The 15,462-nt window shown below is 72.7% G+C and carries 12 protein-coding genes; 4 read left to right on the top strand and 8 right to left on the bottom strand.

All coding sequences use genetic code 11. The features are described 5' to 3' along the window. Positions 1-70: 70 nt before the first annotated feature. Positions 71-472, top strand: a complete 402-nt coding sequence (locus tag FHX71_RS20065) for a hypothetical protein (protein ID WP_182619219.1) — start codon at positions 71-73, stop codon at positions 470-472. A gap of 101 nt (positions 473-573) precedes the next feature. Here the strand turns inward: FHX71_RS20065 and FHX71_RS20060 are convergent, their stop codons facing one another. Together FHX71_RS20060 and FHX71_RS20055 are read right to left on the bottom strand one after the other, a co-directional pair. Beyond that, a complete protein-coding gene (locus FHX71_RS20060) occupies positions 574-1,881 on the bottom strand; it encodes a Glu/Leu/Phe/Val family dehydrogenase (protein WP_376770151.1) in 1,308 nt (435 codons plus the stop codon). Between the two features lie 275 nt (positions 1,882-2,156). Continuing rightward, complete coding sequence (locus FHX71_RS20055) at positions 2,157-2,921, bottom strand: TetR/AcrR family transcriptional regulator (protein ID WP_182619218.1); 765 nt, start codon at positions 2,919-2,921, stop codon at positions 2,157-2,159. Between the two features lie 90 nt (positions 2,922-3,011). Between FHX71_RS20055 and FHX71_RS20050 the strand changes: the two genes are divergently transcribed. Beyond that, positions 3,012-3,986, top strand: a complete 975-nt coding sequence (locus tag FHX71_RS20050) for an ATP-binding cassette domain-containing protein (protein WP_182619217.1) — start codon at positions 3,012-3,014, stop codon at positions 3,984-3,986. Next, the gene (locus tag FHX71_RS20045) at positions 3,983-4,774 is read left to right on the top strand and encodes an ABC transporter permease (RefSeq protein WP_182619216.1); all 792 of its coding nucleotides are present in this window, start codon (positions 3,983-3,985) and stop codon (positions 4,772-4,774) included. Before FHX71_RS20050 ends, FHX71_RS20045 begins: the two co-directional genes overlap by 4 nt. Positions 4,775-4,784: 10 nt before the next feature. Here the strand turns inward: FHX71_RS20045 and FHX71_RS20040 are convergent, their stop codons facing one another. Further along, entirely contained in the window at positions 4,785-5,555 is a 771-nt protein-coding gene (locus FHX71_RS20040; RefSeq protein WP_182619215.1) for an AraC family transcriptional regulator, read from the bottom strand. 118 nt (positions 5,556-5,673) lie between these two features. Here FHX71_RS20040 and FHX71_RS20035 point away from each other — a divergent pair, with 118 nt between their 5' ends. After that, a complete protein-coding gene (locus FHX71_RS20035; protein WP_182619214.1) occupies positions 5,674-9,240 on the top strand; it encodes a bifunctional proline dehydrogenase/L-glutamate gamma-semialdehyde dehydrogenase in 3,567 nt (1,188 codons plus the stop codon). Between the two features lie 99 nt (positions 9,241-9,339). On the opposite strand, the gene FHX71_RS20030 is transcribed toward FHX71_RS20035, so the two are convergent. From FHX71_RS20030 to FHX71_RS20010, 5 genes are all read right to left on the bottom strand, one after another. Further along, positions 9,340-10,332 (bottom strand): LacI family DNA-binding transcriptional regulator, encoded by a 993-nt coding sequence (locus FHX71_RS20030; RefSeq protein ID WP_020016990.1) that lies wholly within the window; start codon positions 10,330-10,332, stop codon positions 9,340-9,342. Positions 10,333-10,361: 29 nt separating this feature from the next. Next, on the bottom strand, positions 10,362-11,960 hold the full coding sequence (locus FHX71_RS20025; protein ID WP_182619998.1) for a GH1 family beta-glucosidase: 1,599 nt from the start codon (positions 11,958-11,960) through the stop codon (positions 10,362-10,364). 5 nt (positions 11,961-11,965) lie between these two features. Continuing rightward, positions 11,966-12,883 (bottom strand): carbohydrate ABC transporter permease, encoded by a 918-nt coding sequence (locus FHX71_RS20020; RefSeq protein WP_182619213.1) that lies wholly within the window; start codon positions 12,881-12,883, stop codon positions 11,966-11,968. Next, complete coding sequence (locus tag FHX71_RS20015) at positions 12,880-13,896, bottom strand: carbohydrate ABC transporter permease (protein ID WP_182619212.1); 1,017 nt, start codon at positions 13,894-13,896, stop codon at positions 12,880-12,882. The genes FHX71_RS20020 and FHX71_RS20015 overlap by 4 nt, the downstream gene beginning before the upstream one ends. Before the next feature lie 193 nt (positions 13,897-14,089). After that, complete coding sequence (locus FHX71_RS20010; RefSeq protein ID WP_182619211.1) at positions 14,090-15,415, bottom strand: ABC transporter substrate-binding protein; 1,326 nt, start codon at positions 15,413-15,415, stop codon at positions 14,090-14,092. Positions 15,416-15,462 lie beyond the last annotated feature (47 nt).

The raw sequence follows: 15,462 nt of genomic DNA, 5'->3' as shown, positions 1-15,462 counted from the left end.
GCCCGCGTCCTGGTTAGCGTGGGTGGACCACCCGACGTCTTGCGCGGGGCAGAGCGGCGAGGGGAGCGCGATGAGGCAGCGTTGGGAAGCGGGGCTCTTCCTGGTGTGGAGCGCGGCGGCGGTCGCCGTCCTCGTCCCGGTGTTCTGGCTGGTCGGGCTGTGGATCGGCGGCGTCTTGCAGGTCGAGCCGGCGATCTACCCGGTGATGGCGCTCCTGGCCGTCCTGGGTCTTGGCGGGATCGCGCTGGCCGGGACGAGGGCCTTGCTCTACCGCGGCCTCTCGCGCCTCCCGGCCGCGGTCCTCGGTGCGGCCGGTCCGGTCGCCGGCCTGGTCGTCGGCTGTCTGTACTGGGACACGGCGTACGCCCTGGTCGAGTGGGCGCCCGTCACGATCCCGGCCGTGCTCGCCGCGGGGGCCGGGGCCGTGCTGGCGCTCCGGCGTCGGGCCGTGGCTCCCGCGCCCGCGCGCTGACACACCCCGTCCCTGAGGCACAGCGTGGGCGAACGTGTCAGACCCCCAGGTCACCCGAGGGACCTGGGGGTCTGACACGTGGATCGGGCAGAGCGTGACCGTCAGGGGTACAGGCCCCGGATCTGGTGCGCCTCCGCGACCCGCTTGACCCCGATGACCAGGGCGGCGTCGCGCAGGGACAGCGCCTCGCGCCGGGCCAGCGCCGACACCTCGGCGTACGCCGTGGTCATGCGGTACTCGAGCTTGTCGGCGATCTCCTGCTCGGTCCACCAGTAGGTCTGGTTGGCCTGGACCCACTCGAAGTACGAGACGACGACGCCGCCCGCGTTCGCGAGGACGTCGGGGACCACGGTGATGCCGTTCTTCGCGAGGATCGCGTCGCCGGCCGCCGTCGTCGGGCCGTTGGCGCCCTCGACCACCCAACGGGCCTTGACCGACCCGGCGGTCATGTCGTCCAGCACGCCCTCGATCGCGGCCGGGACCAGCACGTCGACGGGGAGCGCGAGCAGCTCGGTGTTGGTGACCGCGTCGGCGGCGTCGAACCCGACGACCGAGCCCGTGCGCCGCACGTGGTCCATGAGCAGCGGCACGTCGAGGCCGGCGTCGTTCCGGATGCCGCCGTACTGGTCGCTCACGGCGACGACGCGCGAGCCGCGGGTCGCGAAGATCTCCGCGGCGTGCGAGCCCACCTTGCCGAAGCCCTGGATGGCGACGGACACGTCGCTCAGGTCGACGCCCGCCTCGGCGAGAGCGGCGCCCGTGACGTGCACGATGCCGGCCGACGTCGCGGTGCCGCGGCCCAGCGAACCGCCGACCGCGAGCGGCTTGCCGGTCACGACGGCGGGGATCGTGTACCCGCGGTTGACCGAGTAGGTGTCCATGACCCACGCCATCGTCTGGGCGTCGGTGCCCATGTCCGGGGCCATGATGTCGGTGTCCGGGCCGATCATCGGCATGATCTCCGACGTGTACCGCCGGGTCACGCGCTCGAGCTCTGCCTGGGAGTACCCGCGGGGGTCGATGGCGACGCCGCCCTTGGCGCCGCCGTAGGGCAGGTTGACCACCGCACACTTCCAGGTCATCCACATCGCCAGCGCCCGCACCTCGTCGACGTCGACGGAGGGGTGGTAGCGCAGTCCGCCCTTGCCCGGCCCGAGGCTCACGTTGTGCTGCACGCGGAACCCGTGGAACAGGACGGTCTCGCCCGTGTCCCGGCGCAGCGGCACCGCGACGTGGATCTCGCGGCGCGGCGTCGCGAGCATGCGGTGCAGGCCCTCGTCGTAGCCGAGGATCTCCGCGGCCGTCGCGAGCTGTGCGTGCGCGGTCGCCAGCGCGGAGCCCTCCGCGGGCGTGTCCGCCGGGGCGAAGGTGGGCGGTGGTGTGGTGGTGGACGTCGTTGTCGTCGTCACGTGGGTCCTCCGTGGAGAACGGCGCCTCCCGCTTCGTGGGGGCGGGGGCGCGGGTTGCGCGGCGCGGGGTTTGCGCCTCGGTCTCACCGTATCGCTTCGATGGGCGAATGTGCTCGGCTGCGGGGTGTTAGCCGATGATTTTCCGGTGTCGGTGCCATTGCTTGGGAATCAGCGTTCCGTGACTCGCCAAGCGCAGGGGAGAAGGGCGCCCGCGAGGGCGGCCTTGGACGCGTCACAGGGTACGCCGGTCGGATGACTGCGCGCTGCCCCGTCGTTCAGCCGGCGGCGCCCCGCTCGTGCTCGATGTGGGCGAGCAGGCCGTCGAGGATGCGGGCCAGCCCAAACTCCAGCTCCCGGGCGGGGTCGGTCGCGGCCTGGTAGGCCTCGCCCGCGGCGGCGCCGACGCGTCCGGCCAGGGGGTACTCGCGCCCGGCCATCACCACGCCGAGCTCGTCGGCGTTCGCCGCCCACCAGTCGGCCTGGGTCATGCCCGACGAACGCTCCTCGGCGCGGATGCGCTCCTGCGCCTGCGCCACGCTGCCGGCGAAGCCCACGAGGAGGGCGACGGTCTGGTCCATCTCGATGTCGTCCAGGCCGGCCCCCTCGATCGCGGAGAGCTGCCACTCGTAGCGGTCGGACGCGCCCGGCCCCACCCAGGCCCGCAGCCCCGAGACCTCCAGCATCCAGGGGTGCTGCCGGCAGTCCTCGTAGTGGACCCGGGCGACCAGGGCCAGCCGCTCGCGCAGGTCGTCGGGCAGCGCGGGCGGCTTCCGGCGGCCGAGCACGCGGTCGAGCATCAGCGCGACGAGCTCCTCCCGGCCGGGCACGTAGGTGTACAGGCTCATCGCGCCGAGCCCGAGCTCCGTGGCGAGCAGGCGCATCGACAGGCCGGGCAGGCCGTCCCGGTCGGCGATCCGGATCGCGGCGTCGACGACGTCGTCCACGCTCAGCCGCTGCTTCCGTCCGCGCCGGGGCGCGGACGACGCGCCGTCGTCGTAGCGCCACAGGAGGCGGAGAACGGGGTCCGGGTGGTCCGACATGGACCCACCGTAACTTTTTCGTACGCCGTACGGAATGGGTGCTACGCTGGGCGAGTCGTTAGTCGTACGCTGTACGGAAAAGGAGACGCCATGTCCCTCCCACCCCTGGTCGCCCGCGGACTGCGCAAGCGGTACGGCGACACCCGGGCCCTCGACGGGTTCGACCTCGAGATCGGGTCCGGCGCCGTCCACGCGCTGCTCGGCCCCAACGGGGCCGGCAAGAGCACCGCCGTCAACGTCTTCGCCACCCTCACCCGCTGCGACGAGGGCGAGGTGCTCGTCGCCGGCCGGGACGTGCGCAAGGAACCTGCCGCGGTCCGCGCGTCCGTCGGGCTGGTCGGCCAGCACGCGGCGCTCGACGAGATCCTGTTCGGCCGCGAGAACCTCGTGATGTTCGGCCGCCTGTACGGCCTGCCCAAGTCCGTCGCGCGCGAGCGGGCGGACGAGCTGCTCGGCACCTTCGGCCTGCTGGACGCGGCCGACCGCAAGGTGTCCACCTACTCCGGCGGCATGCGCCGGCGGCTCGACATCGCGGCGGGGCTCATCCGCCGTCCGGCGCTGCTCTTCCTCGACGAGCCGACGACGGGGCTGGACCCCCGCGCCCGCAACGAGGTCTGGCAGACCGTGCGGCAGGTCGTCGACGCCGGGACCACCGTGCTGCTCACCACCCAGTACCTCGACGAGGCCGACCAGCTCGCCGACCGGATCACCGTGATGGACGCCGGCCGCGTGGTCGCCGAGGGATCGCCCCAGCAGCTCAAGCGGCGCCTCGGCGGTGACCGGGTGCTCGTGACGGCGCCCGCGCACGCCGACCTGGACCGGCTGGCCGCCGTGCTCGGCGGCACCGCGGACGCCGAGCTGCGGCAGGTCACCGTCGACGCCGGGCAGGACGGCGGGGCCGCGGCGCTGACCGCCGTCGTCCGGGCGCTCGACGCCGCCGGGCTGGAGGTCGACGACCTGCTGCTGCGCCGCCCCACCCTCGACGAGGTGTTCCTGCACCTCACGGCCCGGGACGCCGCAACCGCCCCGACAGAACCCGCCCCCACCGAAGGAGCCCTGCGATGACCGCCGTCGCCGCCACCCTGCGCCAGAGCTGGGTGATCACCCTGCGCGACCTCAAGCACTGGCAGCGCGAGCCGTGGACACCCGTCTTCGGGATCGCGTTCTCCGTGATGCTCGTGCTCGTCTTCGGCTACCTGCTGGGCGGCGCGATCAGCCTGCCCGGGGGCGGGGACTACCTCGCCTACCTGATGCCCGGGATCTTCGCGCTCTCGATGATGTTCGGCATCGAGGCCACGATGAGCGCCATCGCGAACGACTCGAAGAAGGGCGTCACCGACCGCTTCCGCTCGCTGCCGATCAGCGGCGCCGCCGTGCCGCTCGGCCGGGCCGGCGCCGACCTGATGAACTCCGCGGCCGAGCTCACCGTGCTCGTGGTGGGCGGGCTGCTCGTCGGGTGGAGCGCGACCGGCAGCGTGGGCGCCACCGTGCTCGGCATCGCGCTGCTGCTCTGGCTGCGGTTCGCGGTGCTGGTGCTCGGGGTGTTCCTCGGGCTCACGTTCCGCGGTGAGGGCGGCGTGACGGCGGTCCAGGTGCTGGTGTGGCCCCTCGGGTTCCTGTCGAACGTGCTGGTCGCGCCCGAGTCCATGCCCGGGTGGCTGTCGTTCCTCGCGCAGTGGAACCCGATCAGCGCGACGGCGGCCGCCTGCCGTGAGCTGTTCGGCAACCCGACCGGGATCACCGGGGGAGTGCTGGCCGACCACGCCGTGCTGCTCGCGGTGCTGTGGCCGGCCGTGCTGACCCTGGTGTTCCTGCCGCTGACGGCGCGCGCCTACCGGCGGCTGTCCCGCTGAGTCTCGCTCGTCAGGAGCCGGCGCGCCTGGACCGGCTCCGGAACGACGACGGCGTCTCGCCCGTCAGCCGCGCGAACGTGCGCGTGAACGACGGCTGGTCGTAGAAGCCCGCGGCGGTCGCGACGTCGGCCAGGGGCACGCTGCTGGAGGTGAGCAGGTGTGCCGCCCGGTCGACGCGCAGCCGCAGCACGAGCTGGCGCGGCGAGAGGCCGAAGACGCGGCGCACGCGCCGGTCCAGGGACGCGGGCGCCGACCCGGCGAGCGCGGCGAGGTCCGCCACGGACGGCACCTCGCCGCGCTCCAGCAGGTCCTCGACCTGCCCGCGCAGCCGGGCCATGGCCTGGATGGTCGCGTCGTCGGCGTCGCCGGAGCGCAGGTCCTGCGACACGGACACGAGCCCCACGTACTTGCCGTCGGCGTCGTGCAGGGGGAGCTTGGAGGTGAGGAACCAGCCCGGCGCGCCGCCCACGTGCCGGATCAGCTCCAGCTCGCCCCGCAGCGGCTTGTCGGTGGTGCGGACCAGCTCGTCCTGGCTCTCGTAGCGCTCGGCGAGCTCGGGGACGAACAGGTCGACGGCCCGCTTGCCGATCACGTCGCGCCGCGACCGCTCCCGCGTGCGCCCCACGAACACCTGGTTCACGAGCACGTACCGGCCGTCGGCGTCCTTGGCGCAGAACATGACGCCGGACAGCTCGTCCATGAGGGCGACCATGGCGGGGTGCAGGGCGTCCAGCAGGGCCCGCGCCTCGGGCCGAGCGGCGCCGTTCGGCGGGTTGCTCATCGGGTCCCGATGCTACGCGGCGGCGGCGCCCGTCCGCGCAGGCTCTTGGCCGAAACCGGTGCCGTTCGCGAGTGATCCTGCCAATACACGCGAGCCGCACGGGGTGCACCCTGGTGTCATGAAGACCTCTGCCCGGCGCGGGAGCGCCGACACCGCCGAAGCCCCGACCGGGGACGCAGGCGCACCGGACAGCGCGACGCCGCCGGCCCCGACCGAGCCGCCCGCGAAGCCCGCCGCCGACACCCTCGTCGAGGACGCCGTAGCCCTCGCCCGGACCTGGATCGGCACCGCCACGGGAGCAGACGCCGGCACCGCCGGCCCGGCCGCGTCGAAGACCGACAAGGCCGTCGCCCGCGCCTCCGCCGCCCTCGGCCAGCTCGTCTCCGACCCCGCGGGCCTCGAGCTCGCCGTCGGCTTCGTGGACGACGTCGCCCGCCCCCAGGACACCCAGATCGCCGCCAAGGCCCTGGCCCGGCTCGGCAAGAAGGCCGGCAGCGCCACGTTCCTCAGCGCGAGCGACCGGGCGCTGTTCCGCGCCGGCGCCCTGACCGCCCCCGTCCTGCCGGGCATCGTGGTGCCCGCCGCGCGCGCCCGCCTCCGCCAGCTCGTGGGCCACCTCGTGGCCGACGCCGGCAACGGCCTCACCGCGCACCTCGCCCGCACCCGCGCCGAGGGCTACACCCTCAACGTGAACCTGCTGGGCGAGGCCGTGCTCGGCAAGGACGAGGCCGCCGCCCGCCTGGCCCGCACCGTCGCCCTCGTGGAGCGCCCCGACGTCGACTACGTGTCCGTCAAGGTCTCCAGCGTCGCCGCACAGCTCGTCACCTGGGACCTCGACGGCTCCCGCGACCGCGTCGTCGAGCAGCTCCTGCCGCTGTACCGCTCCGCGCGCGACCACGGCGTCTTCCTCAACCTCGACATGGAGGAGTACCGCGACCTCGCCCTGACGACCGCGGTGTTCACCGACATCCTGGGCCGCGACGAGTTCCGCGACCTGGAGGCCGGCATCGTGCTCCAGGCCTACCTGCCCGACGCCCTGGGCGCACTGGACGGCCTCACCGAGTTCGCCGCCAAGCGCGTCGCGAACGGCGGGGCGCGGATCAAGGTGCGCATCGTCAAGGGCGCGAACCTCGCGATGGAGCACGTCGAGGCCACCCTGCACGACTGGGCGCAGGCGCCCTACGCCACCAAGCCCGACGTCGACGCCAACTACGTGCGCATGCTCGACCACGCCCTGCGCCCCGAGCGCGCGCACGCCGTCCGCATCGGCGCCGCGTCGCACAACCTGTTCCACGTGGCGCTCGCGATCCTGCTCGGCCGGGCGCGCGGCGTCTCCGAGGCGCTCGACATCGAGATGCTCCAGGGCATGGCGCCCGCCGAGGCCGCCGCCGTCCGCGACGAGGTCGCCAAGGACCACGGCCACGTGGTGCTCTACACCCCGGTCGTGCGCGACGAGGACTTCGACGTCGCCATCTCGTACCTGGTGCGCCGCCTGGAGGAGAACGCGACGGAGCAGAACTTCCTGCACGCGGCGTTCGCGCCTTCGCGGGTTGAGCCTGTCGAAACCCAGGTCTCGACAAGCTCGACCAGCGGTGGCTCCGCCATGGACCGCCAGGAGGCCGCGTTCCGCGCGTCCGTCGAGCTGGGCGTGCACTACGCGCCCGACGACGTCGCCCCGCGCCGCCGCCCGCGCCCCGCGCCCGCGCAGGTGACCGGCGCGTTCCACAACGCCGCCGACACCGACCCCGCCGTCGAGGCCCACCGCACCTGGGCCCAGCAGGTCACCAGCACGCGGTCCGGCTACGTGCCGGCGCTCGCCGAGCCGCTCGCGACGTCCGCCCAGGTGGACGACGTCGTCGCGCTCGCCCGCCGGGCCGGCACGGCCTGGGCCAAGGTCGCGCCGGCGGACCGCGGCCGCGTGCTGCGCGCCGCGGCCCAGCACCTGGAGGCCGCGCGCACCGACCTGGTCGCCGCCATGGTCCACGAGGCAGGCAAGACGGTCGCGGAGGCGGACCCCGAGGTCAGCGAGGCCGTGGACTTCGCCGCGTACTACGCGCAGGCGGCCGAGGCCCTCGACCCGGCGTCGGAGGCCTGGCCGGGCGCCCGCTACACGCCCGACGGCGTCACGCTGGTCACGCCGCCGTGGAACTTCCCCGTCGCGATCCCGATCGGCGGCGTGCTCGCCGGCCTGGCCTCCGGCTCGTCCGTCATCGCCAAGCCCGCGCCGCCCACGCCGCGCTGCCTGGAGATCGCCGTCGAGGCCGTGCACGCGGCGCTCGACGAGGTGGCGCCCGAGATCGGGCTGGACCCGGCCATCGCCCGCGACGTCGCGCAGTTCGTCCGCGTACCCGACGGCGACCTCGGCCGCCGCCTCGTGACGCACGACGGCGTGTCCCGCGTGATCCTGACCGGCGCGATCGAGACCGCGGAGATGTTCGCCTCCTGGCGTCCCGACCTGCCCGTGCTCGCGGAGACGTCGGGCAAGAACGCTATCGTCGTGACGCCGTCGGCCGACCTCGACCTCGCGGTCGCGGACGTCGTCCGCTCGGCGTTCGGGCACGCGGGGCAGAAGTGCTCCGCGGCGTCACTCGTCATCCTCGTCGGCTCGGTGGGCGACCCCCGCACCGCGACCGGGGAGCGGTTCCGGCGGCAGCTGGTCGACGCCGTGGCGTCGCTCGCCGTCGGCCCCGCGACCGACCTCGCCACCGTGATGGGCCCGCTCACCGAGCCCGCCGGAGGCAAGCTGCTGCGCGCCCTGACCACGCTGGAGCAGGGCGAGAGCTGGCTCGTGCGGCCGCGCCGCCTCGACGCCGTGGCGCAGGAAGCGGGTCTCGGCAAGGGCCGCCTGTGGACGCCCGGCGTGCGCGACGGCGTCCGCCCCGGCTCGTTCTTCCACCTCACCGAGGCCTTCGGCCCGGTGCTGGGCATCATGACGGCGCGCACCCTGGACGAGGCGCTCGACCTGCAGAACGCCGTCTCGTTCGGCTTGACCGGAGGCATCCACTCGCTGGACGACGCCGAGGTGGAGCACTGGCTCGACCGCGTCGAGGTCGGCAACGCGTACGTGAACCGGCACATCACCGGCGCCATCGTGCAGCGCCAGTCGTTCGGCGGCTGGAAGGCCTCCGTGGTCGGCTCCGGCGCCAAGGCCGGCGGCCCCAACTACGTGGCGCAGCTCGGCCGCTGGGCCGACGCGCCCGACGTGCCGTCGCGCACCGAGGACCCGGCGGGCTGGCTCGCCTGGGCCCGGGCCGACGACGCCCGCGCGTGGCTCACCGAGTTCTCCGGGGAGCACGACCCCTCGGCGCTCGGCGTCGAGTCGAACGTGTTCCGCTACCGGGCGGTCCCGGGCCTCACGGTCCGGGTCGGCGCCGGCGCGGCCGACGTCGAGGTGCAGCGCGTGCTGGCCGCCGCTGCCCGGGCGGGGGTCGACGTGACCGTCGTCGGGCAGGAGAGCACGGACGAGGCGTTCGCCGAGTCCGTCGCCGACGGCCTGGTGACCGGCCGCATCCGCGTGGTGGGCGAGGCGCCCGGGCTGCGCGACGCCGCCGCGAGCCGCCTCGGCTCGGTGACGGTGCTGGACGGGCCGGTCCTGGCGAGCGGCCGCCGCGAGCTGCTCACGATGCTCCGCGAGCAGGCGGTGAGCCGCACGATGCACCGCTACGGCCACCAGCGCACGGCCTGACCCCCTCGTTGGTCGAGCTTGTCGAGACCTGGTCAGGTCTCGACAAGCTCGACCAGCGGTGAGGCAAGCTCGACCAGCGGTTGGGCTCGACCAGCGGGACTAGGCGGACTCGCCCTCTACCAGGCGGGGGGCGAAGACGCGGCGCTCGTCGCGGACCGGGCGGCCCGCGACCAGGTCCACGAGCATGCTCGTCGCCGCGCCGACCATCTGCACGACCGGGTTGTGCACGGTCGTCAGCCGGGGTGACGTGGTCTCGGCGATGCCGAGGTCGTCGAACCCGACCACCGAGACGTCGCCCGGCACGGACCGGCCGCGCTCGGCGAGCACGCGCAGCGTGGCCTCCGCCATGAGGTCCGACGCCGCGAAGATCCCGTCGAGGTCCGGGTGCTGGTCCAGGAGCCGCGCTGCCGCGACCAGCGCCCCGGCGACGGTGAAGTCGCCCTCGACCATCGCGTCGTCGGGCAGCCCGGCGTCGCGCAGTGCGTCCCGCCAGCCCGTCATCCGGTCCACGCCGGCGGGCATGTCGAGCGGTCCGGTGATGGTGCCGATGCGCCGCCGGCCGCGGTCGATCATCCGCTGGGTCGCGATGCGCCCGCCGGTGACGTTGTCGACGTCGACGTAGCGCAGGCCGCGCGAGAAGTACGGGTCGGGCTCGAACAGCCGCCCGACGAAGACCGCCGGCAGCGCCGCCGGCCCGAGCTCCGTCTCGAGCTGGTCGCCCTTGTGGTGGGAGGCCACGATGACGCCGTCGACGTGGCCGCTGCGCAGGTAGCGGCCCACCCGTCCCCGCTGCTCGCCCGGGCGGGCGAGCAGGAGGACGAGCTGGAGGTCCGTCCCGGCCAGGCCCTCGCTGACACCCGCGAGGGTGCCGGAGAGGAAGGGGTCGGTCAGTATGCGCTGGTCCGGCTCGGGCACCACGAGGGCGATCGAGTCGGTCCGCCGGGTCACGAGCGACCGGGCGGCGCGGTTCGGTGCGTACCCGAGGCTGGCGACGGCGTCGTCGACCGCCGCCTGTGCCTCGGGGGAGACTCGCAGGCCGCCGTTGATGGCACGCGACGCCGTCGACCGGGACACCCCGGCCGCCTGAGCCACGTCATCGAGGGTGGGTGGGCCTGAGGTCGTCACGCCTTGCGAACCGCCTTGTCTCCGCCGTCGTCGTCGGCCGGGTACGACGCGGGCGTCGCCGATCGCTCCGGAACGGCGTTGGCCCGTGCGACCTGACCGTACCAGCGGCCCGATGCCTTGACCGTACGCTCCTGCGTCTCGTAGTCGACGCGCACGAGACCGAAGCGCTTGCCGTAGCCCCACGCCCACTCGTAGTTGTCGAGCAGCGACCAGCCGAAGTACCCGCGCACGTCCACGCCCTCGTCGATCGCGTCCTTGACGGCACGCAGGTGCACGTCGATGAAACCGAGGCGGTCCTGGTCGTCCACGAACCCGTCGGGCCCGGCGACGTCGTCGTACGCGCTGCCGTTCTCCGTGATGTAGAGCGCGATGCCGCGCGGACCCGTGTAGTCCTGCTGCAGGCGCAGCAGCAGGCGGGTGAGGCCCTCCGGCTGCACCTCCCAGCTCTGGTCCGTCACGGGCAGCCCGCGCGGGTGCGTGTACGCGCCGTCGCCCGCCGGGAAGGGGGACGACGACGGACGGGACACCGGGGCGCCGCCGTCCAGCGGGTGCTCGGCCGGCACCGCCGCCACGGCGTTGCCGTGGTAGTAGTTCACGCCGAGCGAGTCGATGGGCGTCGAGATGATCTCGAGGTCGCCGTCCTGGATGTGCTTCTCCAGGCCGTACTCGCGCACGTCGTCCAGCACGTCCTGCGGGTAGGCGCCGCGCAGGATCGGGTCGGCGAAGATCCGGGTGAACCCGCCGTCGAGCCGGCGCGCGGCGTCGACGTCGGCGGGGTCGTCCGGGTTCAGCGGGTCCTCGACCTCGAAGTTCAGCGTGATGCCGAGGTTCGCGTCCGGTGCCCGCTCGCGGAGCGCCTGCACGGCCAGGCCGTGGGCGAGCGAGAGGTGGTGCGCGGCGGCCAGGCCGTCCTCGCGGGACTGCCGGCCCGGCGCGTGCTGGCCGCCCGTGTAGCCCAGGAAGGCGGCGCACCACGGCTCGTTGAGCGTGGTCCACACGTCGACGCGGTCGCCGATGGCCTCGTGCATGGTCACGGCGTAGTCGCGGAACCGGTACGCGGTGTCGCGGTTGACCCAGCCGTTGGACTCGGCCTCGATCGCCTGCGGCAGGTCCCAGTGGTAGAGCGTGAGCCACGGCAGGATGCCGGCGCCCAGCAGCTCGTCCACGAGCCGGTCGTAGTAGGCCAGGCCGGCCGGGTTGACCTCGCGACCGCCGGGGACCACCCGGGACCACGACGTCGAGAACCGGTACGCCTTGATGCCGAGGTCCTTCATGAGTGCGACGTCGGCGGGGTAGCGGTGGTACTGGTCGCAGGCGACCTCGCCGTCCTCCTGGTTCAGGACGGCGCCGGGCACCTTGGCGAACACGTCCCAGACGGAGTCCTCGCGGCCGTCCTCGTGGGCGGCGCCCTCCACCTGGTAGGCGGCGGTCGCCGCGCCCCAGAGGAAGCCGTCCGGGAACGCGACGCTCCCGGTCGCGTTGGCCGACGGCGCGGTGCGCGGCGTCGACGGCGTGAACGGCAGCGCGATCCCGGGGGCGGGCACGCGGCGCGCCGTCGGGTCGGTCTTGAAGCTCTGCGTGAGCTCGCGGGTCATCTGGGTCATCCCTTCACGGCTCCCTGCATGATGCCTGCGACGAGCTGCTTGCCGACGAAGGCGAAGATCACCAGCAGGGGGAGCGTCACGAGGAACACACCGCCCATGACCAACGAGTAGTCCACGAAGTAGTTCGACTGCAGCGACTTTACGACGAGCGGGAGTGTCGGGTTGCTCGAGTTGAGCACGATCGACGGCCAGAAGAAGTTGGTCCACTGCTGGACGAACGTGAACAGGCCGAGCATGGCCGCGGCCGGACGGGCCGCGGGCAGCGCGATGCTCCAGAACGTGCGGATCATCGAGGCACCGTCCACGCGGGCGGCCTCGATCAGCTCGTAGGGCAGCGACTCCGACAGGTACTGCGTCATCCAGAACACGCCGAACGCCGTGACCAGCGCCGGGACGATGACGGCCTGGAGCTTGCCGATCCAGTCGAGGTCCGACATCAGGATGTACATCGGGATCACGCCGAGCTGGGTCGGCACGGCCATCGTCGCGATGACGAACACGAGCAGCGGCCCGCGGCCGCGGAAGCGCAGCTTCGCGAACGAGTAGCCGGCGAGCGTCGAGAACAGGACGACGGCGGCCGAGACGACGACGGCGATGATCAGCGAGTTGGCCAGTGCCTTCCAGAAGTTGATCTGGGTCGACTCGATGACCGTCTGGAACTGGGTGAACAGCGACAGGTCGGGAAGCCACTGCGGCACGGGGTTGCGCGAGATCTCGACCGGGTCGGACGAGCCGAGCAGCAGCGTGTAGTACAGCGGGAAGACCGAGATCAGGAGCACGACGCCGAGGGCGGCGTAGACGACCCAGCCGGCCCGGCGGGTGGCGCTGCCGGAGGCCTTGCGGTCCCGCTTGCGGGCGGCGGCGCGGGCCGCGCCCTCGCCGGCGGTCTGGGCGGTGACGGCGACGGAGCTCATGCGTTCCCCCTGGTGTTGCTCTTGCGCTTCGACTTCTTCGCCGCTCCCGACGTCGAGATCTGGCGCGTGATCAGGAAGTTCACGAAGCCGATCAGGACGATCAGCAGGAACAGCATCCAGGCCACGGCCGAGGCCCGGCCGAGGCTGTGCTGGTTGCCCCACGCGACGTCGTACAGGTACAGGACGGTGGTCATCCAGTTGCGGTCCGGCCCGCCGAGGCCGGTCGCGTCGAACATGCGGACCTCGTCGAAGATCTGCAGGCCGCCGATGGTCGAGGTGATGACCACGAAGATGATCGTGGCGCGGATCTGCGGCACGGTGATGGAGAAGAACTGGCGCACGCGGCCGGCGCCGTCGATCACGGCGGCCTCGTAGAGCTCGCGCGGGACGGCCTGCATGGCCGCGAGGAAGATCAGCGCGTTGTAGCCGACCCAGCGGTAGTTGACGATGCTCGCGATGGCGACGTGGCTGGCGAGCCGGTCACCGTGCCACGCGATCGGGTCCATGCCGATGACGCCGAGCATCGAGTTGATCAGGCCGTACTGGTCGGCGAAGAGGCGGCCGAAGATCATCGACACGGCGACGGGGGCGACCACGTAGGGGATCAGCACGCCCATGCGCCAGAACGTCGCCGAGCGCAGGTTCTGGTCCAGTAGGGCCGCGATGGTGATCGCGATGATCACCTGGGGCACCGAGGACAGCACGAAGATCGACAGCGTGTTGCCCAGCGACTTCCAGAACGTGGGCTGGGCCAGCACGTCCGAGAAGTTCTGCAGGCCGACGAACTCGCCCTGGCCGCCCAGCAGGCTCCAGTCGTGCACCGACACGTAGGCGGTGTACGCGAGGGGGAACAGGCCGGTCACCGCGAAGAGGATGAAGAACGGCGAGATGTAGAGGTACGGGGAGAGCTTCACGTCCCAGCGGCCGAGCCGCTGGGAGAAACCGAGTCTGCGCGACTCGCGCTCTGGTGCACCGGACCCCGGTGCCGATCGTTGAGGTGTCAGGACAGCCATGTCATCTTCCGCTTCATCTTCCGCTGGGTCATCGTCGTGTCGTCGCTTCGGTGCGACGCCCGCGTGGCGCAAGCGGTGGCCGGGCCCGTCGAAAGTGGTTCTCGACGAGCACCGGCCACCGGTCGCGGTCGGAGCTCAGGCTCCGCCTGGGTCCAGGGTCAGCCCTGGGTCCGGGCGCTGCCCGGGTTCAGGCTCAGCCGAGGGCAGCGGCCTTCTCGACGGCCTCGTCCCAGGACTCCTCGGCGTCCTGCGACTTGGTGATGTCGACGCGGTTGAGCGCGTTGGTCACCTCGTCACGGATGGCGAAGTAGTGGGCGCCCTTGTACGGCGCGCCCTCGATCGCCTGCGCGCGGGTGGAGAAGATCTGGCCCACCGGGGCGTCGTTGAAGAACTCGTTGGTGAAGCCCTGGACGGCCTCGGAGTCCTGCGCCTCGATCTGCGACGGGAAGGTACCCGACGTCTCGAACGCCTTGGTCTGCTGCTCCGGGGCGGTCAGCCACGCGGCGAGCTCCTTGGCGGCCTCGGTGTTCGCGCCCGAGGCGGGGACGGTCAGGAACGAACCGCCCCAGTTACCGCCGCCACCGGGGAAGACGTCAGCGACGTCCCAGCCCTCGATGCCGCCGGAGTTCTGCTCGATCGGGCCGGTCATCCAGGCCGGGCAGAGCATCGTCGCGAAGGCGTCGTTCTGGAAGCCGGCGACCCAGTCGTCGCCCCACTGCTCCAGGCCGGCCGACAGGTCGTCGTCCACCGAGCCGACGATCTCGTCGTAGATGGCCTTGACGTCGGCGTTGTCGCCGAGGTCCTTGGCCTCGCCCGTCTCCGGGTCCTCGAACGCGGCGGGCAGCTGGTTGATCATGCCCTGGAAGGTGCCCGCGGAGCTGTCGTACCAGGCGGCGTCCGACTCCTTGACGAAGTCACGGCCCGCGGCGAAGTAGTCCTCCCACGTGGAGCCGTCGCCACCGAGCAGCTCGGCGACCTCCTCGCGGTCGGTCGGCAGGCCGGCCTCCTCGAACAGGTCGGCGCGGTAGCAGATGGCCTCGGGGCCGATGTCGGTGCCGTAGCCGATGACCTTGCCCTCGGCCGTGGTGGCCTGCTGGACCTTCCAGTCCACCCAGCGACCGTCGAGCTCGGGGTCGGCCAGGTCGGTGAACAGGTCGGGGTACTGCGACAGCTCGGGGAGCCAGTCGACCTCGATGGCCTCGATGTCGGCCAGGCCCTCGCCGCCGGCGGCGAGCTTCGTGGTCATGTTGCTGCGCGCGTCGTCGGTCGTGGCGGCCTTGACGTGCTCCACGGTGACGTTCGGGTGCTCCTCGGTGTACGCGGCGAGCATCTCGTCCGTGTAGCCGAAGTCGTTGAACGTCGCGACCTTCAGGGTGATCGGGCCGTCCTCGGAGGATCCTTCGTCGGATCCGTCGCCGCCGCCACAGGCGGTCAGCGCGAGGGCGATGGCGGCCACGCCGGCCGACGCCTGGAGGGTACGGGCGGCGGTGCGCCGCGTGGATCGGGTACTGCTGAGCACTGGGGACTCCCTTGTCGTGCGGTCTGGTCCTACGGGTCATGCTGGTC

The sequence above is a fragment of the Promicromonospora sukumoe genome (assembly GCF_014137995.1).
Classification (GTDB): domain Bacteria; phylum Actinomycetota; class Actinomycetes; order Actinomycetales; family Cellulomonadaceae; genus Promicromonospora; species Promicromonospora sukumoe.
This window is presented reverse-complemented; position numbering and strand designations above follow the sequence as displayed.